We start from the raw sequence: 24,338 nt of genomic DNA, 5'->3' as shown, positions 1-24,338 counted from the left end.
GAAATGAAATCATTAATTCTTCAAATGCACGGTGCACCATGCAGAACATCCCTACCGAACTGTTGCGCACCTTCCTGAAGGCCGTGGATACGGGCAGCTTCACCCGTGCCGCCGAGATCGTCGGCCGCACCCAGTCCGCCGTCAGCCTGCAGATCAGGCGCCTGGAAGAGATGCTGGACGCGTCGCTGTTCGTGCGCGGCACGCATCGCGTGAAGCTCACCGAGGAAGGGGCCACGCTCGCCGGCTATGCGCGGCGCATGCTGGCGCTGAACGACGAGGCGGTCAGCAGCCTGCGTCGGCCCAAGGTGGCCGGCAGCGTGCGCCTGGGCGCGCCGCACGAGTACACCGCGTCGCTGCTGCCGGTGATCCTCGGCAAGTTCGCGCAGTCGCACCCTGGCGTGATGCTCGAAGTCACCTGCGACCTGAGCAAGAACCTGCTGGCGCGGCAGGAGAAAGGCGAATTCGACCTGGTCATCGCACTGCACGACGACCCCGCGGCGCGCGGCGGCAAGAAGGTGCTCACCGAACCGCTGACATGGATCACCAGCCTCGACCATGAGCGCCACACGCAGCGGCCGCTGTCGCTGGTGGTCGCCCCGCCGCCATGCATCTACCGCAACCGCGTGCTGCAAACGCTCAGCCGCCAGCAGCGCGCCTGGCGCATCGCCTACATGAGCTCCAGCTACAGCGGCCTCATCGCCGCCGTGCGCGCGGGGCTGGGCGTGACCCTGCTCGCCGGCAGCACGGTGCCCGAAGGCGTGCGGGTCCTCGCCGAGCGCGACGGCTTCCCCACGATGGGTGAGCTCGACGTGCGTCTGTACGAGCGGCCGGAAAACGCCACCGAGGCGGTACGCTGCCTCGCGGACTACATCACCAGCAGCTTCGCAAACTCGGACGTCGCCCTGGCCGCCGCTTCGGCCACGCCGTCAGTTGCGCAAGTGGCGGGCGAATAGCCCCGCCAGCGGCCGGGCGGCGACGCTCAACGGCACCCCGCGCAGGCTCAGGATGCCGAGCGTCATCGGCGGCGGCAGCGGTTCGACGGCAAACTCCTGCAGCCCGGCGCCGAAGATGGGGTCGCGCACCAGCACGGTCGGGCCGAAGCCGATATGGTCGGTTCGCCGCATGAGTTCCAGCATCAGCGTCGGCGACGCGCAGCGCACCGTGCTCGCCGGCACGTCGATGCCGTTGGCCTCCAGCCAGTTCACGAGGTGGCTGCCCTGGCTCGCCCCGGTCAGGTTCAGCACCCAGCTCGCGCCGCGCAGCTCCGCCCAGGTCCGCGCCCCGCCGAGCGGATGGCCGATGCGGCCTGCGGGCACGGCCGGAATGTCCGCGAGCCGCTCGAAATCCACTTCGTAGGGAAGATCCTGCGCATTGGCGAGCGCCACCGCGAAATCAAGGCGCCCTTCGAGGATGCCGGGCACCACGTTCGTCAGCAGCCCCTCCTCCAGGCTCAGCGCGGCGTCCGGCTGGATGCGCCGGAATTCCGCCAGCACGCGCGGCAGCACCGTCGCCGCGACGAGCGGGGTCAGCGCGACGGCGATGCGCGCCCCCGCCCCGCCGCGCAGCAGGCGCACCTCCTCGCGCGCCTTCTCCAGCGTCGCCAGCGCCAGCCGCGCGCGCGCCAGCAGCGCCTGGCCGGCGGGTGTGAACACCACGCCCTTGTAGCTGCGCGTCAGCAGCTCCGCCCCCACATCCTCCTCCAGCTCGCGCAGCGCCTTCGTCAGCGCGCTCTGGCTGAGGTGCATCGCCCGCGCCGCCGCCCGGATCGAGCCGGCATCGGCCACCTGCACGAGCGCCTTCAGTTGATGGTCCTTCATCGCGGTCAGTGAACACATTTGGTTGTCACCCCGGAAAAAGTACCGCCTTCCGCAATCGTTAGCAAATCCTATTATCAATCCATGAGCACAACTGATCGCCACCTCCCCGACGAAGCCGCCATGAAGACCTGGCGGCGTGCCATCCACCAGCATCCCGAACTGGGCTTCGACGAGTTCGAGACCAGCCGCCTGGTGGCCGACCAGCTCCGCGAATGCGGCTTCGAGGTGCACACCGGCATCGCCACAACCGGCGTCGTCGGCACCCTGAGCTGGGGTCAGGACGGCGGCAAGGGCGGCCCGCGCCTCGGCCTGCGCGCCGACATGGACGCGCTGCCGATCCACGAGGAGACCGGCCTGCCCTGGGCGAGCCGCAATCCCGGCCGGATGCACGCCTGCGGCCACGACGGCCACACCGCGATCCTGCTCGGTGCCGCGCAGGTGTTCGGACGCCTGCATCACGAAGGCCGCCTGCCCGGCAGCGGCACGCTGAACCTGATCTTCCAGCCCGCCGAAGAACTGGGCGGCGGCGGCGGTGCGAAGCGCATGCTGGAGGAAGGCCTGTTCGAGCGCTTTCCCTGCGATGCGATCTTCGCGATGCACAACTTTCCCGGCGTACCGACCGGCCACTTCCGCTTCCGCCCCGGCCCCTTCATGGCCTCGTCGGACAAGGTGCTGATCCGCTTCGACGGCAAGGGCGGCCACGGCGCCCTGCCCCACCTCGCCGCGGATCCGACCCTGCCGGCGGCGGCCACCGTGCTCACCCTGCAAGGCATCGTCGGCCGCAACGTCGATCCGGTCGACATGGCGGTGATCAGCGTCGGCCGCATGTCGGCCGGCAAGACCTACAACGTCATCCCCGCGACCGCCGAACTCGAACTGAGCGTGCGCGCGCTGCGCCCCGAAGTGCGTGACCGCCTGGAACAACGCATCTGCGAACTGGCGCGCGGGCAGGCCGCCGCCCACGGCGTCGGCTGCGACATCCGCTACGAGCGCGGCTACCCGGTGCTGATCAACAGCGCCGAGCAGGTGCGCTTCGCGACGGACGTCGCGCGCGAGCTGGTCGGCGACGACAAGGTGGACGGCAATGCACCGCCGCTCTCGGGCAGCGAGGACTTCGCCTTCATGCTGCAGCAGGTGCCCGGCTGCTACCTGCTGATCGGCAACGGCGACAACGGCTTCGCCGGGGGCGAGCACCTCGGCCCATGCAGTGTGCACAACCCCCATTACGACTTCAACGACGCCTGCCTCGCGCCCGGCGCCGCCTTCTGGGTGGCGCTCGCAAGGCGATTCTTCGGCGGCTGACCGCAAGGCCGCACACAAAACAACAACTCATGCATCTACGAGAGGAGACACACGGAATGAGCAGTCACGACACCGCAACGCGGGCCGCCCCGCGCGCAAAGCAGATCATCGCGGCCGTCATCGGCAACGCACTCGAATGGTACGACTTCATCGTCTTCGGCTTCCTCGCCGTGGTGATTTCACGCCTGTTCTTCCCGGCCGAAAGCGAATACAGCTCGCTGCTAATGACCACCGCGACCTTCGGCGTAGGATTCTTCATGCGCCCGGTGGGCGGCATCCTGCTCGGCATCTACGCCGACCGCAAAGGCCGCAAGGCCGCGCTGCAGCTCATCATCGCGATGATGACCGTGTCGATCGCGCTGATCGCCTTCGCCCCGCCCTACGCTGCGATCGGCCTCGCCGCCCCGCTACTGATCGTGCTTGCGCGCCTGCTGCAGGGCTTCGCGACCGGCGGCGAGTTCGCCAGCGCGACCTCCTTCCTGATCGAAAGCGCACCACCCAACAAACGGGGCCTGTACGGCTCGTGGCAGATGTTCGGCCAGGGCCTCGCGGTGTTCTGCGGCGCCGGCGTCACGGCACTGGTCACACGCAACCTCTCGCCCGAGGCGCTCGACGCCTGGGGCTGGCGCATCCCGTTCATGATCGGGCTGCTGATCGGCCCGGTCGGCCTGTGGATCCGCCGCCACCTCGAGGAAACCGAAGCCTTCCTCGAAGCGCACAAGGCCCCCGCCGAAAAGCAGTCCCTCGTCCGCATGCTGCGCAACCACCTGCGCGAAGTGTTCGCCGTCATGGGCGTCACCGTGTGCGGCACGGTCGGCTTCTACGTGATCCTGGTCTACATGCCGACCTTCGCGAGCAAGCAGCTCGGCATAGCGTTATCCGACGCCTTCACCGCGCAGGTGATCGCGGTCGCGCTGATGACGATCCTGATGCCGGTGTTCGGTGCGCTGTCCGACCGTGTGGGCCGCAAGATCCTGGTCATCGTCGCCGCGGCCGGCCTGCTCGTCGCCTCGTATCCCCTGCTCTCCTGGGTCCATGCGGCGCCCTCGTTCGAACGGCTCATCACGATGCAGATCGTGCTGTGCGTCCTGCTCGCGGTCTTCTTCGGGCCGATCTCGGCGGTGATGGCGGAGCAGTTCCCCGCCGGCGTGCGCTCCACCGGCCTCGCCCTCGCCTACAACGTCGCGGTGATGGTGTTCGGCGGCTTCGCGCAGTTCATCGTGACCTGGCTGATCCAGAACACCGGCATCGTCATCGCGCCGGTGTTCTACGTGATGTTCGCGGCCGCCCTGGGCCTCGTCTCCGCACTCTTCCTCACCGACCGCACCCACATCGCGCACCTCGCATCGGTCGATGAGGACAGCCCGGCACCGCAGGCCGGACAGGGCGGCAGGGACGCCGCCATCCTCCCGCGCACCGCTCTCAACCGCGCCTGAAACCCGCGCAAACCGGCCGCCCCCTCGCCCGGGGCGGCTTTTTCATTTCACGTGAACACCTCGCCGAGATTCACCGTCGCCTGGCTGCCGACATGCTGCCGCTTGTTGCGGACCCACTTCGCAGCCCGCGCGCGCCCCAGGTCGCGCAGCTCGTGCAGGAAGGCGCGCGCCGCGTTGAGTTTGCTGCCGCTGCCGCTCTCGGCGAGCTCCTGCGCCTCGATCATGTGGAAGCGCAGCCCCATCAGCTTGCGCTCGAGGCGCCCGTGCGGCACCCAGCCGCTGCCCGCCTCCAGATAGGCGCGGGCATGCGCGATCATGCGCATCTCGCGCAGGAAAGTGGCCGAGAAGCCCAGTTCCACCGTACGGTCGGCGATCTCCCCGGCGCTGCGCGGCGCGGCCGCGATGCGTAGCGGATTGAGCAGCACGAGCAGGATGTCGGGCGTCTCGCACTCGTACATCAGCGGGTAGACCGCGGGATTGGCGCTGAAACCGCCGTCCCAGTACGCCTCGCCGCCGATCTCCACGGCATGGTGGATGGTCGGCAGGCATGCGGACGCCAGCAGCATGTCCTCGGTAAGTTCGGCTGTGCGGAACAGGCGCACCTTGCCCGTCTGCACCCGTGTCGCGGCGACGAACAGGCGCAGGCGGCACTCGCGGCGCAGGAACTCGAAATCGAACTGCGCATGCACGACCTCGCGCAAGGGGTTCAGCTCGAGCGGGTTGAACTGGTAGGGCGACAGCAGCCGAGTCATCCCCAGCATCATCCCGAGAGGATTGGGCAGTGCGCCGTTGCCGTTCGGGTTCATGCTGTGCAGCAGGTCGAGCTCCAGCGGCGTGCTGGCCGCAACCGCCTCCCAGAACTCTGCCAGGCTCTCGCGCGCGCCCTCCGCGCCGCGGCGCGTCCAGCCCTGCGCCAAGGCCACGGCGTTCATCGCGCCGGCGCTGGTACCGCTGACGCCGTCGAGCGCCCAGCCGTCCTCCAGCAGCCGGTCCAGCACACCCCATGTGTAGGCGCCATGCGCCCCGCCGCCCTGCAGCGCGAGGCTGATCGCGGGCACCTCCCCGCGGCTGCCCGCCCACCATCGTTTGCGAAGCATGTTCCACTCCTTTCCACGCATGGACACCTTTTTGCTGCATTGCACAATACAGCAAGAATGGAAACGGGAGTGTTTCAGATGGTCAGGCCATGAATATCCGAAATGCGAACCCGAGCACCGCACACGCGGCGATCACGTGGATGACGTTCGCCTTGAAACGGAACAGCACGAGCGCCGCCCCCAGCGCGATGAGCGCCGACACGAGGTCGAATCCGCCACCCAGCCCCTGCGGCCACAGCACGTGGTAGCCGAAGAACAGCGCGAGGTTCAGCACCACCCCCACCACGGCGGCCGTGATCGCCGTGAGCGGCGCCGTGAACTTCAGGTCGTTGTGAGTCGTCTCCACCAGCGGACCGCCGAGCAGGATGAAGATGAAGGACGGCAGGAAAGTGAACCACGTCACCAGCGACGCGGCGACCGCACCGGCGAGGAACAGGCTGTCGGGTCCAAACACCGATTTCACGTAGCCGCCGACGAAACCGACGAAGGCCACGACCATGATCAGCGGGCCCGGCGTGGTTTCCCCCAGCGCGAGGCCGTCGATCATCTGCGTCGGCGTCAGCCAGCCGTAGTGCGCCACCGCGCCCTGATACACATAGGGCAGCACCGCGTAGGCACCGCCGAAGGTCAGCAGTGCCGCCTTGGTGAAGAACCAGCTCATCTGAGTCAGCGTGTGCTGCCAGCCCAAGGCGCCCGCGAGCAGGGCCATCGGCACCAGCCACAACAGACCGCCGACGATCAGCACGCGCGCAACCCGCGACCATGCGAAACGCGCATGCTCGGGCGTCGGCGTGGCGTCGTCGATCAGCGCCGGGCCGAAAGCCTTGTCGGCGATGCCATGCCCGCCGCCGGCACGGAAATGGTCCGGCGAGAGCCGCCCGCCGATCGCCCCGACCAGCGCGGCGCCGAGGACGATGGCCGGGAACGGCAGGTTGAACCCGGCGATCGCGACGAAGGACGCCGCAGCGATCGCCCACAGGACCCTGTTCTTCAGCGCCCGCGAGCCGATGCGGTGCGCCGCCTGGACGACGATGGCCGTCACGGCCGGCTTGATGCCGTAGAAGAGCCCCGCCACCAGCGTCGTCTCGCCGAAGGCCACATAGACCCACGACAGGCCGATCAGGATCAGCAGCGAAGGGAGCACGAACAGCGCACCGGCAACGATCCCGCCGCGCGCCCGATGCATCAGCCAGCCGATGTAGGTCGCCAGCTGCTGCGCCTCGGGCCCGGGCAGCACCATGCAGTAGTTGAGGGCATGCAGGAATCGCCGCTCGGAGATCCAGCGTCGGCGCTCGACCAGCTCCTGGTGCATGATCGCGATCTGCCCCGCCGGCCCGCCGAAGCTGATGAAACCGAGCTTCAGCCAGAACAGGAAAGCCTCGCGGAACCCGACCGGCGCGGGCGCAGTGGCGTGTTCATTCCTTTCGGTCGTCGGTGCGGGACTGCTCATTGTTGCGATGTGGCCTCGTCGAAGGTGGCGGACGGGACATGAGGACGCTCGCCGTGCCATGCGACGAGCCCGCCCCGGCGGATGCTGGCGAACGCGGAAGTATGCAGTCCGCTGCCCCTTCCGCACAGTGCCAATCGAGTCACGCGCAACACAGGGGCGATGTCGTTCCCGATGACGCTACCGCCTCCGCTCAGCCGGAGACCGGAACCCAACCGATCGCCCCAACACCCCCACCAACGCCCTCTTCCCGGCGCACGGCAAAGCGCAGCGGCGAACACACCGCCGGGCGGCCGAACGGAGCGCCGTAGGCAAAGCCCTGGGCGAGCACACCTTGCGACAGATTCACCGATGCCCTGTCCTCGACCCGCGTCACGATCACCCGTGCCGATCCCGCACGCGCCCTCAGTGCATCGAGCGCCTCCCCGGCGTCGCCTTCCGCCTGCAATGCCGCCGTGCCGATCTTGATGAAGTCCGCCGGCACGCTTCCCGCCAGCGTTTGCCATTGCGAAACGGACTCGACGTTCACGGCAACGCGAAATCCGTTCTGGCGATAGTTACGCAGCACGAAACTCAACAGGTCCACCTGCCGGCTCGCGACGACGGGCGCCTCGATGACGACGCGTTCGGGCGGAAACCCGAGCGCGTCGACCACCTTGCTGAATGCGGCGCCGTGGTCGCCCGCGACGGCCGCCAGCAGGCGCCCATGCACGTTCAGGAAGAGCAGGCCGTCGTCGCCCACCGACGCGATGAAGTTCAAGGCATGGACGGTGCGCGCGAGGCGGTCCAGCGCGATCAGGCGGTCATCGTCGGCATCGGCCGAAAACAACATCCACGGCGACAGGTCGCGTCGGCCCCCGCCCAGGCAGCGCAGGAAAGCCTCATGCCCGACGACATGGTCCGAAGACGGCTCCACGATGGGCTGAAACACGCTCGACAGCTCGCAACCGAACCAGTCTCCCACGACGCCGCCGTCGGCAAGGCGGCGCAGTTGTCGGCCCGCCTGCCGTTCAAGCGGCAGGCGGTAGAGAAAATCGCGAACGCGATCGGCGATCGGCGAAGTCGGACTGGTCATGACGGGCTCCCATCGGTGAACTACGGTGAAACGCGACGCATCGTGCGCGGAAAACCGGCGAATCGTCGCACCTCGACATTACGGGACCATCTCACGGGCGTGAACGATGAAATTCTGCTGAGCTTATACGGCAAGCCGGCAGCCTGCCCTTCGATACCCGGGTTCGCTGCGACGCACAGCGCCCCTTACAAACTCGTAATACCGCCGTCATCGGCAGGACGGTCGCAGCGGCGCACACTGTGGAACACGTGCGAAGGATTCCGGAGCATCCGCACCGGACGAGCATTCGCCGGACAGTGCCGGAGATCATCATGAAAACCACCCTTCTTTCCGTCGCCGCAACCGTTGCGGCGCTCGGACTGTCAATGAGCACCAACGCTGCGTCCCAGGCACCGGCCGCGGAGCAAACCGGAAGCGCGGTGCAGACGCCCGCTGTGGCAAACGCACCTCGGCATAGTCACATGGGCGAAAAGATCGGCGTGCGTGCTGAACAGGCCGCTTCGTCCGGGTCGGAGGCCGCGAAGCGGACGCCGGAAAAGACCGCCGCCAACCGCCACAATCACCAGCGCGACTTCAAGTAAGCAACGGCTGCCACACCCGATTCGCGACAATCCGGCCAGCGCGGGCATATCCGGAACGATCTGCCCGCGCTGGCCTTGCCTTGGGTACTCGGGGAGAACGGCCGCGACGACGCGCCGCCTCCCTCACTCGCGTTCAGCGCCCGCGATGGTTGGAATGCAGCAGACTGTCGAGGCGCCAGACCTCATTCCCCTGCATCGCGATCCTGTTGCCGTCCGCCGTCTCCATCGTGTGCCCCTGGTCCATCGAGAACGGACGGCCGTAGCGGTCCTCCATGGCCATCTTGCCGTCGGCGAAGACATGCAGCGTTGAGCCGTCCTTCAGATCGTAGGATTTTTGCACGGCGTCTGCGCCGTACCCATCGCGGAGTTTCTCGCGCAATGCAGGACTCGACGGCTTGGCCGGCGCCACCCTGACGTCATCGAGCCAATGGCCGGAGCCGCCCTCGGAATAATCGGTATGCGCCGATGCCGCCAGCGGAGCGACAAGCAGAATGGATGCGAAGACGATGCGGATCGATGTGCGTTTCATGATGAGTCTCCTTGCAGTGACCGGTTGTGGCGCTCGAATGCGAGCAACCATGATCGAATGCTAGGAAAGCCCCCCCGACGGGACGATGACCGCGAAATTACGTTTTTTTCAGCTCTTCGTCATTTTCAGGAAATCCTTCGCACGCAGCATACATATTCAGTTCGCATAGATCGATCGTCATCCGACGATGGCGATCCACCTGCAAAACAAGGGCACAAAATCCGGGATCGTCGAGTCCTTTGCGAATGCTGACAGCAATGTAATCATCGCGTCAGGGTGAAGTCGATATCCGGGGTCTATGATGAATTCATCGGAACAGCGGATCGATGCCATGCGCCCGCAACACTCTCCCGTGCCCGCCCCGATGAGGGACGCCTCCCGACCGAACCGCGCTCGCTGGGTATTCGGCATCTTCTTCGCAATCGCCGCGATCCTGCTGGGCTTCGAACACCGGATCCATCTCCTGGGCATTCTCCCCTGGCTGTTCCTGCTGGCCTGCCCGCTGATGCATCTCTTCATGCATCACGGCCACGGCGGCCACGGCGGCCACGGCACTCACCACGACGCGGCCAAAAACGGAGACCCGCGATGACCGAATCGAGCCCTGCCTATGGCCTGTGGTCGCTGGTCGCGATCAACTCGGCCGTATTCATCCTCTTCGCCGCCAGCTTCTTCAAGCCGCGTTCGTCGCGCGACTGGCGCACGCTGGGCATGTTCTCGGCGTTCATCGTCGCACTGTTCGCCGAGATGTATGGCTTCCCGCTGACGATCTACCTCCTGTCGGGCTGGCTCGCGGCCCGATTCCCCGGTGTCGACTTCCTCTCCCACGACGCCGGACACCTGCTCGAAGTGATGTTCGGCTGGCGTGCCAACCCGCATTTCGGCCCCTTCCACATCCTCTCCGGCATCCTGATCGGCGGCGGCTTCTGGCTGCTCGCTTCGGCGTGGAAGGTGCTCTACGCGGCGCAGGCCACCGGCACGCTGGCCACCACCGGCCCCTACGCCCGCCTGCGCCACCCGCAGTACGCGGCCTTCGTCGTGATCATGGCGGGCTTCCTGCTGCAATGGCCGACGCTGATCACGCTCACGATGTTCCCCGTCCTCGTCTTCGCCTACGTGCGCCTCGCCCGTCGCGAGGAGCGCGAGGCGGCCGCGAGCTTCGGTGCCGACTGGCAGCACTACGCGCGGAAGACCCCGGCCTTCTTCCCTCGCCGGACGAAATCCGCCACCCATCCGATCGCCGATCACCGCGGCGAACATTCATCAGGAGAACAATCATGAAATCGCTGCTGACCACCACCGCATGCGCCATGTCCCTCGCGGCGCTGTCGCCGGCCTGGGCCGAATCAGGAGAACAATCATGAAATCGCTGCTGACCACCACCGCATGCGCCATGTCCCTCGCGGCGCTGTCGCCGGCCTGGGCCGATGATGCCCACCACCCGGACCAGGCGGCCGCCGCGACGGCGCCCGCCCCGGCGCCCGAAAAGACGGTCCAGCGCATGCGCGACAACGCCGCGACAATGCAGTCGCAACTCGACGCCCTGGCCGCGGCGAAATCGCCCGAAGAACGCCAGAAGCTGCTCATGCAGCACATGCAGACCATGCGCGAGAACATGATGCTGGGCCAGCAGATGGCCGCGGGCGATGGGGCGCCGATGGGCTGCGCCATGATGGGCGGCAAGGGGATGATGGGAGGCATGGGCATGATGGGCGGGATGATGGGTGCCGACCCGTCCGGCGCTTCGCCCGACGCCATGATGCAGCGCATGCACCAGATGGAACGGCGCATGGACATGATGCAGATGATGATGGAGCGCATGGGCGGCCCGGCGGGCAAGCGCCCGGCGAAGTGACGGCCCGCCCGCAAGCACATGGAGAAACGCGCGATGCTCGAATCCCTGAAAACCCTGCTGCAGCGCCTGCGCGCATGGATGGCGGAGAACGAGCGCGCGCACCGCAATGCCAAGCCCGACGGCTGTTGCAGCTCGCCGTCGGCGATCTACGCGGCCCGTCGTCCGCGCGGCAAGGGGGGCGACCATGACTGAGGACGGCTCCATGCGCGCACATGTCCATCACGACCATGAAAGTCACGGCGACGGACACCATGGGCATGAAGGACATGCCGCGCACCACGAACCCACGCACGAACACGCGCACACCCGCCCCTCACCCGCGGCCCCGCAGGACTCGGCCGCGTTTACGGACCCGGTGTGCGGCATGAGCGTGAAGCCCGATTCACCCCACCACACCACCTTCGCCGGCCACGAGTACCACTTCTGCAGCGCGAAGTGCCTTGCCAAGTTCAACGCGGAACCGCAGCGCTACCTGCAACCCGCGACGCAGGCTCCCTCATCCCCGGAAGCGCCGACCGCCGCCGAATACACCTGCCCGATGCACCCCGAGATCCGCCAGCCCGGCCCAGGCACCTGCCCGAAGTGCGGCATGGCGCTGGAACCGGTGCTGCCTGAACTCGAGGGGGGCGAAAATCCGGAGCTGGCCGACTTCCGCCGCCGCTTCTGGTGGCCCTTGCCCGCGACCATCCTCGTCACCGCGATCGCGATGTCGGGCCGGATCATCGATCCGCTGCTCGGCGGCGCCCGCCCCTGGATCGAGCTGCTGCTCGCGACGCCCGTCGTGCTGTGGGGCGGATGGCCGTTCTTCGTGCGCTGGGCGCAATCTATTACGAATCGCAGCCCCAACATGTGGACGCTGATCGGTACCGGCGTGGGTGCCGCCTACGGCTACAGCGTCGTCGCGACCGTCGCACCGGGCGTCTTTCCCGACTCCTTCCGCATTGGCGGGCACGTCGCCGTGTATTTCGAAGCCGCCGCGGTGATCGTCTCGCTGACCCTGCTCGGTCAGGTGCTGGAACTGCGCGCCCGCGCGGAGACGGGCGCGGCAATCAAGGCGTTGCTCGGCCTCGCGCCCAAGACCGCACGGCGCATCAACGCCGACGGCAGCGAGGAAGACGTCCCCCTGACCCACGTGCATCCGGGCGACCGCCTGCGCGTGCGCCCGGGCGAGAAGGTGCCGGTGGATGGCGTCGTGCTCGAAGGCGCCAGCGCCGTGGACGAATCGATGCTCACCGGCGAGCCGATGCCGGTATCCAAGACTGCCGGCGACAAGGTGATCGGCGCGACGCTCAATACCAGCGGCGCGCTGGTGATGCAGGCGGAGAAGATCGGTTCGCAGACCGTGCTCGCGCAGATCGTGCAGATGGTCGCGCAGGCGCAGCGTTCGCGCGCGCCGATGCAGCGCATGGCCGACCGCGTCGCGGGCTGGTTCGTCGTCGTGGTCGTCGCGATCGCGGCGCTGACCTTCCTCGGCTGGGGCCTCTTCGGCCCCTCCCCCTCCTGGGCCTATGGCCTCATCAACGCGGTCGCGGTGCTGATCATCGCCTGCCCGTGCGCGCTCGGGCTCGCGACGCCGATGTCCGTAATGGTCGCGACCGGCAATGCCGCAACGCAGGGCGTGCTGTTCCGCGACGCCGCGGCGATCGAAAACCTGCGCCGCGTCGACACCCTGATCGTCGACAAGACCGGCACGCTCACCGAAGGGCACCCCGCGTACCACACCGCCATCGCCGCCCCCGGCTGGGAGGCCGACGAGGTGCTGCGCCTCGCCGCGAGCCTCGATCAGGGCAGCGAACACCCCCTGGCCCACGCGATCGTAGGCGAGGCACGGGGCCGCGGGCTGACGCTGTCCAAGCCGGACAGTTTCGAATCGTCGTCGGGCATCGGCGTGCGCGGCACGGTCGACGGACGCAAGGTGGTGCTCGGCAACACCGCGCTGATGGACGAAGAAGGCGTCGATTGGCACGCGCTCGCAGGCCAGGCGGAAGCCCTGCGTCTGGAAGGCGCGAGCGTGATGATGCTCGCCATCGACGGCGTCGCCGCGGGGCTGGTCGCCGTCGCCGACCCAGTCAAGGCAACGACACCCGAGGCCCTGGCGGAGCTGCGCGCGCACGGCATCGACCGCATCGTCATGGCGACGGGCGACGGACTGACGACCGCGCGCGCCGTCGGCACGCGGCTGGGCATCGCGGAAGTGCTCGGCGAGGTCAAGCCGAAGGACAAGGACGATCTGGTCGCCCGGCTGCAACGCGAAGGACGCGTGGTGGCGATGGCGGGCGACGGCATCAACGATGCGCCCGCGCTCGCGCGCGCGGACGTGGGCGTGGCGATGGGCACCGGCACCGACGTCGCGATGTCCAGCGCGCAGCTCACACTGGTCAAGGGCGACCTGCGCGGCATCGCCGCCGCGCGCCGCATCTCGGTCGAGACGGTGCGCAACATGCACCAGAACCTCGCCTTCGCCTTCGTCTACAACGCGCTCGGCGTGCCGCTTGCGGCCGGCCTGCTGTACCCCTTCACCGGCCTGCTGCTGTCGCCGATGGTGGCCGCGCTGGCGATGAGCGCCAGCTCGGTGTCGGTGGTCACGAACGCACTGCGGCTGCGTCGCACGACGCCCCCGGCCCGCTGACCGGATTCTCCCGTTCAGGACATTGCCGCCCGCACCCACTCCGCAACGGTTGCGGGCGTCGGAATGCGTCCGGACGACACGAGCTTCCCGTTGATCACCAGCCCGGGCGTCTTCAGGACGTCGTAGGCGATGATCTCGTTCATGTCCGTGACCTTGTTGATCTCCGCCTGCACCCCCAGCGACGCGACCGCCTCGCGTGCGACTTCCTCGAGCTTGCGGCAGTTCGCGCAACCGGGACCGAGAACCTTGATGTTCACCATTTTCAGACTCCTTTCACAAGGGAGGATGCGGCGCGTCGGCTGGCGACAGACAGCAGCGCGGCCAGCACGCCGATGAAGGCGCCCAGCCATAGCGCGAGCCGCAACAGCGACACGCCGTCGACCCACGCGCCGTAGGCGAAGCCGGCGACGGCACTGAACAGCGCCACGAGCCCGACGTAGGTCGCCGTCTTGCGCCGGCCGATGATCGCCGCAATGATCAGGATGCTTTGCAGCGAGAGTTCGGGATCGGACATCAGGTAGGCGAGCAGCGGCCCGCGGTGCATGCCGAGATCGAGGAACATTTTCGCGATCGGCACTTCGACCAGCGTCGGGAAGTACATGAACACGCCGAACGCCACGCCCGCGAGGTTGCCGATCGCGGAGTTGGTACCCGCGAGCATCTCGATCCATTCGGGCCGGATCACCACGCGGATCATGCCGACGATGAAGACGCCGATCACGAGCAGCGGGAATATCTGCTTCACGAAGCGCCACGACTCCCACAGCCAGTCGCGCAGTTCGTCCGGCGAGAGGTGCGCGCGTGCGATCAGCCCGACCCCAGCCAGGGCGACCGCGACCCCGAAGAACTTGCCGGTCAGGCCGATCCGCAGCCCTTCCGGCGCCGCCTGCACCGACAGCGCGGCGACGAGCAGCGTGAGAGCGATCGTCGCAAGGCTCGTCCACGTCCATGCGTTCGCGCCGTCCTGGATGTTCTCGAGCCCGCGCCACGCGCTGAAACCGATCACCGCGAGCAGGGCGATCAGCCCCGCGCCCTGCAGCGACACCCCCTCCTCGCCTTTCGCCGCGTCGTAGGGCACAAGATGATCGAGCGCGCCCTGCCAGGTTTGCGCATCGGCGAGCGGCAGCTCGAAATCCATATAGGTGCCAGTCAGCACGCCGAGCTTGAGCGTGCCGGCGAGCAACAGCGCCACCCACACGAAGAGGAAGAACAGCGGCGCCCGGCCCATACCCTCGCCCTGCGCGGCGAAGGGGCTGTCGGTCGCGAGGTCGTGCGCGGCGTCGTCGGCGCGGAAGATCAGCGCCATGATCAGGCCTATGCCGATGCCGAAGGTCAGCGACAGCAGGAACCGCGCAATGGCGAGATCCGGCCCGATGATGCCGCCCGTATAGACGAGCGCGAGGATGTTCGCTGCCGGCGCGAAGAACAGGAAGGTGATCGCCGGCCCCAGCCCGGCGCCTTTCTTGTAGATGCCGGCGAAGAGCGGGACGATGGTGCACGAACATACCGCCAGCAGGGATCCCGCGGCTGCGGCGGCCGGATAGGACACCGCCTTGCTGGAATTGCGCCCGAGGAAGCGCGTGACGGTTTCCTTGGGAATCAGCGCTGCCATCGCGCCGGCGATGAAGAAGGCCGGCAGCAGGCACAACAGCACGTGTGCCGCGAGATAGGCCGCGAGGTTGCCGAGCCCGCCGTAGAAGACGGGCAGGATCCACGATGAAGACGAGTCCATGACATGCTCCTTGGCACGCAGTGGCCCCGGCTCCAATACGAGCACCGCCTGCAGCCCTTCCGGCACGGCCGCGACGGCAGGCGGAACGCCCGGCAACAGGTCGGAGACGAGGTAGCCATCAGCGCGGGTTTCATTATCGCGCCGATCAGTCTCCTTCGATGCCAACTAACTAACGAAACGCTGCCTGGGTCTGTGCCGCTCAGGCAGCGACGTCAACCGCCACCTGATGTCGCGCGGCAGCCTCGTCGATCGCGCGCTCGAGCGACATGCCCGCCTCCACCCCATCCATGATCATGCGCTGGAGGATTGCACCGAGCATCCCGACGTTGCCGCTCATCAGCGGCTCGACCTCGCGCAGGAACTGGCAGGTCGGCGGGTCATAGGCATAGGTCGCAAGGACGTCATCGAGTTTGCGATCGGTCGCCAGCGCGTAGCACATGTCGTAGATGAGCTTGTACGCGCACTGTTGCTGCAGCTCGTCGGCCGACGCCATGTTCATGCGCACTTCCTCGCCAAGGTCGCGCCTGAATTGCTCGAGGCCGTAATCGACGTCACCCTTCACGACTTGTTCGGCGGTGAATTCCCATTCCATGATCGTGTTCTCCTCGCGGCGATCAGCCGAAGATCGCCGCGAACGCGTCTTCGTCGTCGCGGCAGATCGGACAGGTTTCTTCAGGCCTGGCGGAGACGAAATGACGGTCGCAACGCGCACAGCGCTGCTTCGCCAGGGCGTGCAGCACGCGGGCCGGCTGTTCGGGCCGCGCATCGAATACCGGTGCGGCGTCGAGCACGCGTGGCTGGCAGACTTCGACGCAGACCTCGCACGCGACGCAGCGGTCGGCATCGAACTTGAGTTGCCAGTCCGCGGGGCTCTCCTCGATCTGGATGGCGCCGGTCGGGCAGGCACGGAAGCAGGCTTCGCAGACGGTGCAGCCGGGGTGCAGCACCAGCGCCATCAGCGGAAGCCCTTCGTGCATCGGCACTTCGAACGGGCGCTCGTCACCGCGCGTGCACACGATCTGCAGTAGTTCCCGCTGCTCGGGCAGCGCATAGGCGCCGGCGCGGATGGCCTTGTCCGGCACCGGCGGTGCGGCGTCGACGGGCTCGGCAGCACTCGCGATCTCGTCCATGCCGCGGCCTAGCAGGCGACGAAAAAGCTGCCGGCGCGAGGGGGCGAATCCGCCCTTCCCGCCCGGCGCCGTGGCCGCGGGATCGTCGGCGAGCATCGGGGCGAGCCAAGGTCCGCGCTCCGCAGGCTCCGCCGCCACGCTCAGGACCGCACAGGCGTCCAGATCGAGCGCCAGTTGCGCTGCCCCGCGCGGGGCATGCGCACAATCCGCGCAATGGGCGGTGCCATGCAGGCTGACGGGAATCCGGCGTTTGGCGAGATAGGCCAGCGTCGCCGCGTCGATCGCGCCGAGGCAGGGCACGACCGCATCGGCCGACAGACCCGAGGGCGCGCACGCGAAGGAGAACGTCTCCTGCTTGATCGCCTGCCGCAACAGTTCGATCGGCTTGAAGGCCTCGCTCTCCCACGCCCCGGTGCGGCACGCGCTGACGCACAGCGCGCAGTTCTGGCAGCGGGTGGAGTCGAGCGCCGCACCTTCGTCGGACAGTGTGATCGCCTCGTGCGGACAGGCATCCGCACAGCGGCTGCATTCGCTGTAGCGATAGCGGTAGCGGGTGCACCGGCTGGAACGGAATTGCGGATAGGCGAGGCTCATTTCGGGCTCGTCCGCAACTGCTGCAAGGGCGCGCCGTGCTCGCAGGTGTTGCTCGGGATGACGAAGTCGAGCGCCCGCCCGCCGGGCGGATCGGCGGCGAGTGCGCGCACGACCGCCTCCCATGCCGCGACGCCGCCTTCGACCGCCAGCACGGTCTTGCCGGGATGCGCGCTGGCAAGCGCTTCGGCGATGGCGAGCGCCTGTGCATCGCTGTCCGCGACGACGACCACCGTCGCCACCGGATTGATCTTGAGATCCTTGCGGTAGACCAGCGCATCGGGCAAGGCATGGGCCTTCCGTTGCGCCTCCGCACGTCCGTCGATGACGCAGCACGGCGGACTCGACCTCAGGGCGAACTGCAGTTGCGTTTCGTTCCTGAGCGATGCGCTGGCATGACACGCGGGCGCCACGCCAAACGCGGCGATCACGCACAACACACGCACGAACCGTCCGGCTGCACGCGTCATGCCGGCTCCCCGCTCGCGGCGACTTCGCACTCCGGTGCCGCGGCCGGCAGCAGGCTATCCCGGCGTGCGAACAGCGTCGGTGCCAGCGCAATCCGCTCGATCCGGCCGTAGGTCGTCCAGTCGCCAAACGCCGGGTCGCGGTCGTCGAGCGGCCCGAGCCAGATACGCTCGCCGAAGTCCTCCACGAGCCCGGCGCACAGGTTGAGGTCGGTGTCGTCGCGGATGTCGACCTGCACGAGGGCCGCCGCGGCGCCGCGCTTCATCATCTCGCCCAGCCACCAGTGCATCCTTACGCCGCTGCGGGAGCCGTCGGCGCGCAGGATCTCCCAGCAGGGCTCGCACTGCGAGGGGGTCACGACCCTGAAGTCGGCGTTCGAAGTGGTGTCGAAGGACCAGCCGATCTCCATCCGCCGTGCCGGCACATACAGTCCGATGCGCCCGGCACCGAACTTCGCGGCGAGCCGTTCGACCATCGCGCTGTCGCGCAGGGCGGCCTCCCCGATGAACACCGTGGCAGCACCCGCCACGAGCAAGGCCTGGGCGCGCGCCTCGCCTTCCGTGCGCAGCACGACGCCCGCCACCGCGCCGCGCTCGCCATCGCCCCCCTCGCCATCGAAGGCGAAGACGTCCGCCGGATCGACTTCGGGAGGAACGTCGCTGCACTCGGCGAGGCAGTGCCATTGCACGTTCATGGCGCCGCCCGGTCGTACTCGAACTTCGCGTACACGAAGGGGAAGGACGGGTTCTCGCCGTCAGCCGGCAGCGACGCGATCAGCGGGCGCATCTCCTGCAGGCAGCCGACGATCGGCTCGACCTGCACGCCGAGAAAACGCGGCCGGTACTTGCCCAAGGCAAACACTGCGTCGTCGAGCAGGATCAGCGCGCCTTCCTGGTTGCGGTGCTGGGTGAAGAACAATGCCAGCGCCGCAAAAGCCAACCCCTGCAGGAACTCCGCTTCGGGGTCGGCGGTACCGAGCACGCTGTTGCGGATCAGCCGCGACCAGCGCTCGTTGAGCAGGTCGTGCAGCGCGCTCAGCTCGTTGCCGTTCCACAGCGCGGCGATTTCGCTCCAGTCGAGTTCCGACAGCACCTGACGATCCGGCGGCAGGATGGGGCGGGATTGCAGGTCGAGCAGCATGATGGCGTCTCCGGTGCGCTCAACGCAGATCGTGCAGGGGATGAACCGTCGCGACCGGGCGAGTGCCGGCTTCCGCGCCCGGGTCCGGCCCGCAGCCATTGCACACCGGCTCATCCGGATTGAACTCGACCCGGATTTCGCGTTTCGGCACGACCACGCGGGCCTGGTCGAGATCCTCGATGCGCAGGCGCATCGCAGCGATCTCCTCGTCGGCGAAGCCGCTCAGAAAACGCCCCATCTCGCGATAGAAGGAATGCTCGGCCGCCCGTTCGAGCAGGCGCCCGTAGCCGCGCACCCAACGTCCCAAATGCAGCGTCCAGAAGCGCTTGATCTCGCGTTCCAGACGCGCGAATTCGGCCGTTTCAGCGGCGTCGAGCGCCTGCACGCTGCGCTCCAGCAGTTCCGCGACGAACATCAGTTCGGCGCCGAGCTGATCGGGAAAGATCTCGAAACGCCCCCTGCCCAGCACAAAACCGCAGCGTGCGTAGATCTGGCCGACCTGGAAATGCGGCTCCTGCTTGTAGCGGCCGGTCAGGCGTACCGATTCGACCGGCGGAAAGCCGCCTGACGCTGCGAACAACGTGGTGTATTCGCACGACAGGCGATCTACCAGTGCGTCCAGGTCGCTCGCAGCGAAATCGTCATCGAAGGCGAGGCCGGCCTCGGCGAGGGACGCCAGCGCGTCGGGCTGTCGCAGCGCGGCGAGGAATTCCCGACCGGGCTCCTCGATGAAGGCCGCGGACAGAAGCCGATAGACACCCGTTCGCGCAACGCACTCGCTTCGCAGTTGCTCCGGCGACTGCATGGGCTGAGGTGGAGCACTCGGGTGCGGCTCTTCGTCGAGGGCAAACATGGTCTTCAGCATAGGGCCTCCGCTATCCCCCGGCCCGCGTCGTCCGCGGGCCGGATTTCCCTTTCAACAGGCTGGCCGCCGACACGTCAATGACCGCCCGGGGCCTTGCCCTTGACGCTCTCCGGCCCGCCCCAGGACGCCATCTCCGGATGCATCTTGCGGTGCAGGTCGCCGGTGTAGGCGTAGCGCATGGTCTCCTTGAAGGCCGCCACGTGCTTGTCCCAGTCTCCCTGGGTATCACCGTACTTGTCGTTGGGCCCCGCCTTCGTCACCTTCACAACGGTGTCGAACCAGCCCTGCGAACCGCCGATCGGGTCGGCGACCACCGGGATGATGTTGTTGGGATGCACCCCCTTGTCGTCCCACCACACGTTGTCGAGGTCGGGGTCGTCGGCACCATGGCTCGCGTCGCCTTTGCGGTCCTTGAGCCTGAGCGTCGCCAGCCGGCCGTATTCCCAGTGACCGAATCCGGTCGGGATCGACACCACCTTCGGGTGGATGCCCTCGGTGACGTAGGCCTTGGTCACGAGGTAGCCGACCGCACTTTCGATGCGCACCAGGTCGCCGGTCTTTACGCCCAGCTTCTTCGCCGTTTCCGGGTTCATCCATGCCGGATTGCTGTGCGCGATCTCGGCCAGCCACTTCACCGCGGCGGTGCGCGACTGCTTGTGCACGTTGAGCTTGAAGGTCGACAGGATCATCTCGTCGTCCTGCATCGCCTCATGCCACGGGATGCGCTTGAAGGTCGGCATCGGGTTGAAGCCGTACTCGGCCCATTCATCAACCCGCACGTTGATCAGGCGATTGCCCGTCGGGAAGCCGACGTAGTTCTTGCCGTTGCGGCGAATGCCGATGGCCTTGCCGTTCTTGTTGATGAGCCCGTGGGCATCGACCACCGTTCCTTCCATGTCGGCGACGGACAACTCCTTGCGGAACAGCCCGTATTCGGCCTGGATCTCGCGACCGGTCTTGTCGGTGACCTTGCCGGTACGCGGGTCGAGCTTGCCGTAGATCGGCCACACGCCGTGCTTCTTCAGGAAGTCGAGACCGCCGGCCTCCTTGAGCCCGGGCACGTTGTCGAAGTGATGGCGCATGTAGTCCTCGCCGTCCTTGAAGTCCCAGAACTTCTTCATGCCACGCGAGCCGTCGGGGTCGAGCTTCCAGATGATGTCGCGCAGCAACACGCGGTTCTCGCGCGATTCGCCCAGCGACTTGTGCACCGGCTGACGGATGCCGAGCCACGGCCACAGCGAGTTCGGCATCGATTCCGGTTCCCAGCGCTCGAGATAGGGGCAGTCGGGCAGGATCAGGTCCGCCAGCGCCGTTTCCTCTCCCATGAAGGGACTCATCGAGACGAGGAAGGGAATCAGCTTTTCGTCCTTGTAGAGCTTGCCCCACACCGCCGTCGATCCCGGGTTCGTATAGACCGCGTTGTCCTGGTAGGTGAAGTAGACGTTGATCTTCTGCTTCCCTTCGGCGATCCAGAACGGCACCAGGTGACTGACCTTGTGCGCGGCGAGCGGATAGTCGGGCGGACGCGACAGGTAGGAAGCCTTCGCCGGCTTGCCGGGCTGCGGCTCCGGTTGCGGCCAGCCCATGCCACGCGGCAGGCAGTAGCCGCCACGCTTCTCGACGTTGCCGGTCATGATCGGCAGCATCATGCACGCCTTCTCGTTGTACGAGCCGTACAGGTGCTTGGCCGGACCGCGATAGGTGAACAGCGTCGCGGGCTTGGTCGTCGCGAACTCGCGCGCGATGCGCTCGATGGTCTCGACCGGCACACCCGAGATCTTCGACGCCCATTCCGGCGTGTATTGCGCGTAATGCGCCTTCAGCTCATCGACCGTGACGTTGGTCCAGGTGTTGATGAAATCGCTGTCCTGCAGGTCCTCACGCAGGATGACGTGGCCGATCGCCAGCGCCACCGCACCGTCGGTCGCCGGGAACACCGGAATCCACTCGTCCGAGAAACCTGCCGTGTTCGACAGCCGCACGTCGAAGGTGACGATCTTCATCTGGTTGTCGATTCGCCCTTCGGTCACGCGCTGCGACAAGGGGTTGTGGAAGTACGCGGCCTCCAGCACGTTCGAGCCGAAGTTGAGCACGTACTTCGCGTTCGCGAAGTCGGGCGTCTCGATGTCCGGCCCCCAGGTCGGCTCCATGCCGACCTTCTTCGAGGATTCGCACACCGAGGTGTGATTCACCACCGTGGCCGAGCCCAACGTCTGCATGAAGCGATCGAGCGTGCCGCCGGTACGGTTGCGCCCGTACTTCATCATGATCGTGTTGGGATCCTCCTTCAGCGCGGCGTCGAGTTTCTCCGCGACTTCGGCCAGCGCCTCGTCCCACGTGATGCGCTTCCACTTGCCTTCGCCGCGCGCGCCGACCCGCCGCAGCGGATACAGGATGCGGTCGGGGTCGTAGCTGTACCACATGCCCGAGTTACCCTTGGCGCACAGCCGGCCGCGGGTGGACACGTGTTCCGGATTGCCTTCGAGCTTCACCACCCGGTCGTTCTCGACGTAGGCGATGGCCCCGTCCTGGATGTTGCAGACGTGGCAGTTGATGGGGATGGCCTTGCGCTCGGCGGCGTTCACCGGATCGAAATCCTTGCCACCGAGCTCGTTCTCCATCGCGTGCAGCAAGCGCGGTGCGGTGGCCGCTGCCGCGGTGGTGCCGGCGCTGACCTTGAGGAAAGTACGGCGTGTGATTTTCGGGAATTCCATGACGTGATCTCCTTGCCGGTCCGCTCAGTACAGGGTCTGCAATTGCTGGGGCCCCATCAGCAGCGCATAGCGCAGCGCGGCACCACCGGCGAGGACGAGCACGCCGGCCAGCACGGCCCCCATCTGCTGGCGACCGAAGGGCGCGAGCAACAGCGCGATCGGCGCAGCGGTGCCGGCGACGATGCCGATGCCGACGAAGATCAGGCCCATCGTCCCGGTCGTCATGATCATGAAAGTCAGCTCCTGCGCCGCCCCGCCGTAGCTGGTCGTGCCGAGAATCGAGATCAGGATCACGCCCACGGCGCCGGTCGACCACAGCATGTATTCGCGCAGCAGCTTCTGCGCCGCCTGGTTCGCCCCGGCGAGGATGGCGCCCACCGCGGAACCCGAAGCGACGGCCAGCGCGACGAACAGCACCGGCATCACCGGCGTGTTCCACACCGGCCGCGACTGGTGCACGGTCAGGTCATAGCCGGTATAGATCGGCAGCCCCAATGCCAGCAACGCAGCGATGGTCGCCAGCAGCTTGCCGCGCGCCTCGTTCCCCTGCCTCAATGCGACCAGATACAGGACAGACGCGATACCGAAGGCGAGGATGTTGAGCGCCCCCCAGGCCAGCGGCGAGGTGAAGTTGAGATAGGCGGGATTGAGGACGTTGAGGAAGCGCAGCGGCTGCGACAGATCGCCGATCAGCAGCAGGCCGCCCACGACCAGCAGTGCGAACGAACCGTAGGCCGCCTTCTCGCGCAGTGATCGCAGCGCCTCGGTGCGCCACGAGCCGTACGACAGGAAGGACAGGCCCGCGCAAATGCCGATGACGAAGAAGTAGATCGCGTAGGTCGCGTGCCACGACACATCGTGGAACCAGACGTAATCGCCCATGGTTGTCTCCTCAGATGTCGAAGTGGCGCTTGAACGCCGAGCGTTCGAGCTCCATCACTTCGGGCTTGCGATAGGCATCGCGGCCGAACTCGGTCTGGTTGCGATCCGCGCCGATGTAGAACACATGCGGCTTGGTCCCCTCCTCAGGGCGCAGCACTTGCGTCGCGTTCTTCGCAACGAGGTAGGAAACCTCGCTGGTCGGGTCGTTGAGATCGCCGAACACCCGCGCACGTCCGATGCAGGTCTGCACGCAGGCCGGCACCAGGTTCTGCGTCACGCGGTGGAAGCAGAAGGTGCACTTGTCGACCACATTCGTGATCGGCGTGTAGGTCCGGTGCGACGGCAGCATGAAGCGCGCGTTGTACGGACAGGCCGCCATGCAGCTGCGGCAGCCGATGCACCGCTCATAGCGCTGCAACACGAAGCCCCCGTCCTCGTGCTTGTAGGTGGCTCCGACCGGACAGTTGCGCACGCACGGAGGGTCGTCGCAGTGGTTGCACAGCCGCGGCAGGAACTGCTTCTTGACGTTGGGGTACTTGCCGACGACCTTGTACGGCACCCAGGTGCGGTTTACGCCGAGCGGCGTGTCGTACTCCGCCTTGCAGGCGACCTGGCAGGCCATGCAGCCGATGCAGCGACGCGTATCGACCACCATGGCGAAGCGGCGCTTGCCCGGCATTTCCCTGGTCTCGATGGGCGAGACCCTGAGTTCTTCGCTCATGCGCGTTGCCTCCTCTGATAAAGCGACCTTTGTCCGGGCCGAGGCTCGGACGAGCCTGGCAAACACGCGTTGGCGAAGGCGCCTGACGCCCGTGTTTTACGACAGAAGACCGCAACATCCGCGCCAGGACGGGCGTCGCGAGGCAATAACCCGTTCGCCGTAATGGGTTTGCCGTGATACTGATTCCCGATGCATGACAGCGACTGTTACGCCGGCGTAACACCCGTGCCGATTGCTGCGGCGCAAGATGCTACGCCAGCGTAACGGCGGCGTTTCGCGCTCCTTCGGCCCAGTGGCAGACACGGTGGCAGGCGCATATCATCCCCG

25 protein-coding genes are annotated in these 24,338 nt (G+C 67.1%); 9 read left to right on the top strand and 16 right to left on the bottom strand.

The genetic code is table 11. The features are described from left to right. Positions 1–38: 38 nt before the first annotated feature. Positions 39–953, top strand: a complete 915-nt coding sequence (locus F464_RS0114260; RefSeq protein ID WP_018990504.1) for a LysR substrate-binding domain-containing protein — start codon at positions 39–41, stop codon at positions 951–953. Here the strand turns inward: F464_RS0114260 and F464_RS0114255 are convergent. Further along, positions 927–1,835: a LysR substrate-binding domain-containing protein gene (locus F464_RS0114255; protein WP_018990503.1), complete on the bottom strand. Its 909-nt coding sequence runs from the start codon at positions 1,833–1,835 to the stop codon at positions 927–929. The genes F464_RS0114260 and F464_RS0114255 overlap by 27 nt on opposite strands. 63 nt (positions 1,836–1,898) lie before the next feature. Between F464_RS0114255 and F464_RS0114250 the strand changes: the two genes are divergently transcribed. Together F464_RS0114250 and F464_RS0114245 are read left to right on the top strand one after the other, a co-directional pair. After that, positions 1,899–3,119: a M20 aminoacylase family protein gene (locus F464_RS0114250; protein WP_026296000.1), complete on the top strand. Its 1,221-nt coding sequence runs from the start codon at positions 1,899–1,901 to the stop codon at positions 3,117–3,119. A 56-nt stretch (positions 3,120–3,175) separates the two neighbouring features. Continuing rightward, positions 3,176–4,555 carry an MFS transporter gene (locus F464_RS0114245; protein ID WP_018990501.1) on the top strand — a complete coding sequence of 460 codons (1,380 nt, stop codon included), beginning with the start codon at positions 3,176–3,178 and terminating at the stop codon, positions 4,553–4,555. A 47-nt stretch (positions 4,556–4,602) separates the two neighbouring features. Here F464_RS0114245 and F464_RS0114240 read toward each other — a convergent pair whose 3' ends face one another. From F464_RS0114240 to F464_RS28570, 3 genes are all read right to left on the bottom strand, one after another. After that, positions 4,603–5,652: a patatin-like phospholipase family protein gene (locus F464_RS0114240; protein ID WP_018990500.1), complete on the bottom strand. Its 1,050-nt coding sequence runs from the start codon at positions 5,650–5,652 to the stop codon at positions 4,603–4,605. An 82-nt stretch (positions 5,653–5,734) separates the two neighbouring features. After that, entirely contained in the window at positions 5,735–7,102 is a 1,368-nt protein-coding gene (gene chrA / locus F464_RS0114235) for a chromate efflux transporter (RefSeq protein WP_018990499.1), read from the bottom strand. A 190-nt stretch (positions 7,103–7,292) separates the two neighbouring features. Continuing rightward, complete coding sequence (locus F464_RS28570; protein ID WP_018990498.1) at positions 7,293–8,174, bottom strand: EAL domain-containing protein; 882 nt, start codon at positions 8,172–8,174, stop codon at positions 7,293–7,295. Between the two features lie 311 nt (positions 8,175–8,485). On the opposite strand from F464_RS28570, the gene F464_RS30965 reads away from it, so the two are divergent. Beyond that, positions 8,486–8,755, top strand: a complete 270-nt coding sequence (locus F464_RS30965) for a hypothetical protein (RefSeq protein ID WP_157353774.1) — start codon at positions 8,486–8,488, stop codon at positions 8,753–8,755. Positions 8,756–8,888: 133 nt separating this feature from the next. On the opposite strand, the gene F464_RS29945 is transcribed toward F464_RS30965, so the two are convergent. After that, complete coding sequence (locus tag F464_RS29945) at positions 8,889–9,284, bottom strand: CopK family periplasmic copper-binding protein (RefSeq protein WP_018990496.1); 396 nt, start codon at positions 9,282–9,284, stop codon at positions 8,889–8,891. A 298-nt stretch (positions 9,285–9,582) separates the two neighbouring features. Between F464_RS29945 and F464_RS28560 the strand changes: the two genes are divergently transcribed. The 5 genes from F464_RS28560 to F464_RS0114190 all read left to right on the top strand — a co-directional run bounded on the left by F464_RS28560 (position 9,583) and on the right by F464_RS0114190 (position 13,768). Further along, a complete protein-coding gene (locus tag F464_RS28560; RefSeq protein ID WP_018990495.1) occupies positions 9,583–9,876 on the top strand; it encodes a DUF2933 domain-containing protein in 294 nt (97 codons plus the stop codon). Then, on the top strand, positions 9,873–10,565 hold the full coding sequence (locus tag F464_RS0114210; RefSeq protein ID WP_018990494.1) for a methyltransferase family protein: 693 nt from the start codon (positions 9,873–9,875) through the stop codon (positions 10,563–10,565). Before F464_RS28560 ends, F464_RS0114210 begins: the two co-directional genes overlap by 4 nt. A gap of 79 nt (positions 10,566–10,644) precedes the next feature. Then, positions 10,645–11,139, top strand: coding sequence for a hypothetical protein (locus F464_RS0114200; protein WP_018990493.1), 495 nt, complete (start codon positions 10,645–10,647; stop codon positions 11,137–11,139). A gap of 33 nt (positions 11,140–11,172) precedes the next feature. Beyond that, entirely contained in the window at positions 11,173–11,331 is a 159-nt protein-coding gene (locus F464_RS30960) for a hypothetical protein (RefSeq protein WP_157353772.1), read from the top strand. A gap of 10 nt (positions 11,332–11,341) precedes the next feature. Then, positions 11,342–13,768 (top strand): heavy metal translocating P-type ATPase, encoded by a 2,427-nt coding sequence (locus F464_RS0114190; RefSeq protein WP_018990491.1) that lies wholly within the window; start codon positions 11,342–11,344, stop codon positions 13,766–13,768. 14 nt (positions 13,769–13,782) lie between these two features. Here the strand turns inward: F464_RS0114190 and F464_RS0114185 are convergent, their stop codons facing one another. From F464_RS0114185 to F464_RS0114135, 11 genes are all read right to left on the bottom strand, one after another. After that, positions 13,783–14,028, bottom strand: a complete 246-nt coding sequence (locus F464_RS0114185) for a thioredoxin family protein (protein WP_018990490.1) — start codon at positions 14,026–14,028, stop codon at positions 13,783–13,785. Positions 14,029–14,030: 2 nt separating this feature from the next. Further along, a complete protein-coding gene (locus F464_RS0114180; RefSeq protein WP_026295997.1) occupies positions 14,031–15,500 on the bottom strand; it encodes a permease in 1,470 nt (489 codons plus the stop codon). A 199-nt stretch (positions 15,501–15,699) separates the two neighbouring features. Further along, positions 15,700–16,092, bottom strand: coding sequence for a hypothetical protein (locus F464_RS0114175; RefSeq protein WP_018990488.1), 393 nt, complete (start codon positions 16,090–16,092; stop codon positions 15,700–15,702). Positions 16,093–16,114: 22 nt separating this feature from the next. Beyond that, complete coding sequence (locus F464_RS0114170) at positions 16,115–17,224, bottom strand: 4Fe-4S dicluster domain-containing protein (protein WP_018990487.1); 1,110 nt, start codon at positions 17,222–17,224, stop codon at positions 16,115–16,117. Then, the gene (locus F464_RS0114165; RefSeq protein WP_018990486.1) at positions 17,221–17,691 is read right to left on the bottom strand and encodes a hypothetical protein; all 471 of its coding nucleotides are present in this window, start codon (positions 17,689–17,691) and stop codon (positions 17,221–17,223) included. The genes F464_RS0114170 and F464_RS0114165 overlap by 4 nt, the downstream gene beginning before the upstream one ends. Further along, entirely contained in the window at positions 17,688–18,383 is a 696-nt protein-coding gene (locus F464_RS0114160) for a beta/alpha barrel domain-containing protein (RefSeq protein ID WP_018990485.1), read from the bottom strand. Before F464_RS0114160 ends, F464_RS0114165 begins: the two co-directional genes overlap by 4 nt. Beyond that, on the bottom strand, positions 18,380–18,829 hold the full coding sequence (locus tag F464_RS0114155; protein WP_018990484.1) for a DUF309 domain-containing protein: 450 nt from the start codon (positions 18,827–18,829) through the stop codon (positions 18,380–18,382). The genes F464_RS0114160 and F464_RS0114155 overlap by 4 nt, the downstream gene beginning before the upstream one ends. Positions 18,830–18,848: 19 nt before the next feature. Next, complete coding sequence (locus F464_RS0114150) at positions 18,849–19,694, bottom strand: TorD/DmsD family molecular chaperone (protein ID WP_018990483.1); 846 nt, start codon at positions 19,692–19,694, stop codon at positions 18,849–18,851. 74 nt (positions 19,695–19,768) lie between these two features. Then, positions 19,769–22,408 (bottom strand): molybdopterin-dependent oxidoreductase, encoded by a 2,640-nt coding sequence (locus tag F464_RS0114145; protein WP_018990482.1) that lies wholly within the window; start codon positions 22,406–22,408, stop codon positions 19,769–19,771. 24 nt (positions 22,409–22,432) lie between these two features. Continuing rightward, positions 22,433–23,290: an NrfD/PsrC family molybdoenzyme membrane anchor subunit gene (gene nrfD, locus F464_RS0114140; protein ID WP_018990481.1), complete on the bottom strand. Its 858-nt coding sequence runs from the start codon at positions 23,288–23,290 to the stop codon at positions 22,433–22,435. Positions 23,291–23,300: 10 nt separating this feature from the next. After that, entirely contained in the window at positions 23,301–24,011 is a 711-nt protein-coding gene (locus F464_RS0114135; protein WP_018990480.1) for a 4Fe-4S dicluster domain-containing protein, read from the bottom strand. Positions 24,012–24,338: the final 327 nt, after the last annotated feature.

Origin of the sequence: Aromatoleum toluclasticum ATCC 700605, assembly GCF_000378245.1 — a bacterium.
Taxonomy (GTDB): Bacteria; Pseudomonadota; Gammaproteobacteria; order Burkholderiales; family Rhodocyclaceae; genus Aromatoleum; species Aromatoleum toluclasticum.
Note: the sequence above shows the minus strand (reverse complement) of the source record. Positions and strands in the feature narration are given on the sequence as shown.

What these genes read in the sequence shown, in the direction of transcription:
- F464_RS0114175 (WP_018990488.1), bottom strand. Translation starts at nt 16,092, where the DNA reads ATGGAATGGGAATTCACCGCCGAACAAGTCGTGAAGGGTGACGTCGAT.
- F464_RS30960 (WP_157353772.1), top strand. Translation starts at nt 11,173, where the DNA reads ATGCTCGAATCCCTGAAAACCCTGCTGCAGCGCCTGCGCGCATGGATG.
- F464_RS0114135 (WP_018990480.1), bottom strand. Translation starts at nt 24,011, where the DNA reads ATGAGCGAAGAACTCAGGGTCTCGCCCATCGAGACCAGGGAAATGCCG.
- F464_RS0114170 (WP_018990487.1), bottom strand. Translation starts at nt 17,224, where the DNA reads ATGAGCCTCGCCTATCCGCAATTCCGTTCCAGCCGGTGCACCCGCTAC.
- F464_RS0114145 (WP_018990482.1), bottom strand. Translation starts at nt 22,408, where the DNA reads ATGGAATTCCCGAAAATCACACGCCGTACTTTCCTCAAGGTCAGCGCC.
- nrfD (WP_018990481.1), bottom strand. Translation starts at nt 23,290, where the DNA reads ATGGGCGATTACGTCTGGTTCCACGATGTGTCGTGGCACGCGACCTAC.
- F464_RS0114200 (WP_018990493.1), top strand. Translation starts at nt 10,645, where the DNA reads ATGAAATCGCTGCTGACCACCACCGCATGCGCCATGTCCCTCGCGGCG.
- F464_RS0114255 (WP_018990503.1), bottom strand. Translation starts at nt 1,835, where the DNA reads ATGTGTTCACTGACCGCGATGAAGGACCATCAACTGAAGGCGCTCGTG.
- F464_RS0114180 (WP_026295997.1), bottom strand. Translation starts at nt 15,500, where the DNA reads ATGGACTCGTCTTCATCGTGGATCCTGCCCGTCTTCTACGGCGGGCTC.
- F464_RS28570 (WP_018990498.1), bottom strand. Translation starts at nt 8,174, where the DNA reads ATGACCAGTCCGACTTCGCCGATCGCCGATCGCGTTCGCGATTTTCTC.
- F464_RS0114150 (WP_018990483.1), bottom strand. Translation starts at nt 19,694, where the DNA reads ATGCTGAAGACCATGTTTGCCCTCGACGAAGAGCCGCACCCGAGTGCT.
- F464_RS0114210 (WP_018990494.1), top strand. Translation starts at nt 9,873, where the DNA reads ATGACCGAATCGAGCCCTGCCTATGGCCTGTGGTCGCTGGTCGCGATC.
- F464_RS29945 (WP_018990496.1), bottom strand. Translation starts at nt 9,284, where the DNA reads ATGAAACGCACATCGATCCGCATCGTCTTCGCATCCATTCTGCTTGTC.
- F464_RS0114240 (WP_018990500.1), bottom strand. Translation starts at nt 5,652, where the DNA reads ATGCTTCGCAAACGATGGTGGGCGGGCAGCCGCGGGGAGGTGCCCGCG.
- F464_RS30965 (WP_157353774.1), top strand. Translation starts at nt 8,486, where the DNA reads ATGAAAACCACCCTTCTTTCCGTCGCCGCAACCGTTGCGGCGCTCGGA.
- F464_RS0114260 (WP_018990504.1), top strand. Translation starts at nt 39, where the DNA reads ATGCAGAACATCCCTACCGAACTGTTGCGCACCTTCCTGAAGGCCGTG.
- F464_RS0114160 (WP_018990485.1), bottom strand. Translation starts at nt 18,383, where the DNA reads ATGAACGTGCAATGGCACTGCCTCGCCGAGTGCAGCGACGTTCCTCCC.
- F464_RS0114165 (WP_018990486.1), bottom strand. Translation starts at nt 17,691, where the DNA reads ATGACGCGTGCAGCCGGACGGTTCGTGCGTGTGTTGTGCGTGATCGCC.
- F464_RS28560 (WP_018990495.1), top strand. Translation starts at nt 9,583, where the DNA reads ATGATGAATTCATCGGAACAGCGGATCGATGCCATGCGCCCGCAACAC.
- F464_RS0114185 (WP_018990490.1), bottom strand. Translation starts at nt 14,028, where the DNA reads ATGGTGAACATCAAGGTTCTCGGTCCCGGTTGCGCGAACTGCCGCAAG.
- F464_RS0114245 (WP_018990501.1), top strand. Translation starts at nt 3,176, where the DNA reads ATGAGCAGTCACGACACCGCAACGCGGGCCGCCCCGCGCGCAAAGCAG.
- F464_RS0114155 (WP_018990484.1), bottom strand. Translation starts at nt 18,829, where the DNA reads ATGCTGCTCGACCTGCAATCCCGCCCCATCCTGCCGCCGGATCGTCAG.
- F464_RS0114250 (WP_026296000.1), top strand. Translation starts at nt 1,899, where the DNA reads ATGAGCACAACTGATCGCCACCTCCCCGACGAAGCCGCCATGAAGACC.
- chrA (WP_018990499.1), bottom strand. Translation starts at nt 7,102, where the DNA reads ATGAGCAGTCCCGCACCGACGACCGAAAGGAATGAACACGCCACTGCG.
- F464_RS0114190 (WP_018990491.1), top strand. Translation starts at nt 11,342, where the DNA reads ATGCGCGCACATGTCCATCACGACCATGAAAGTCACGGCGACGGACAC.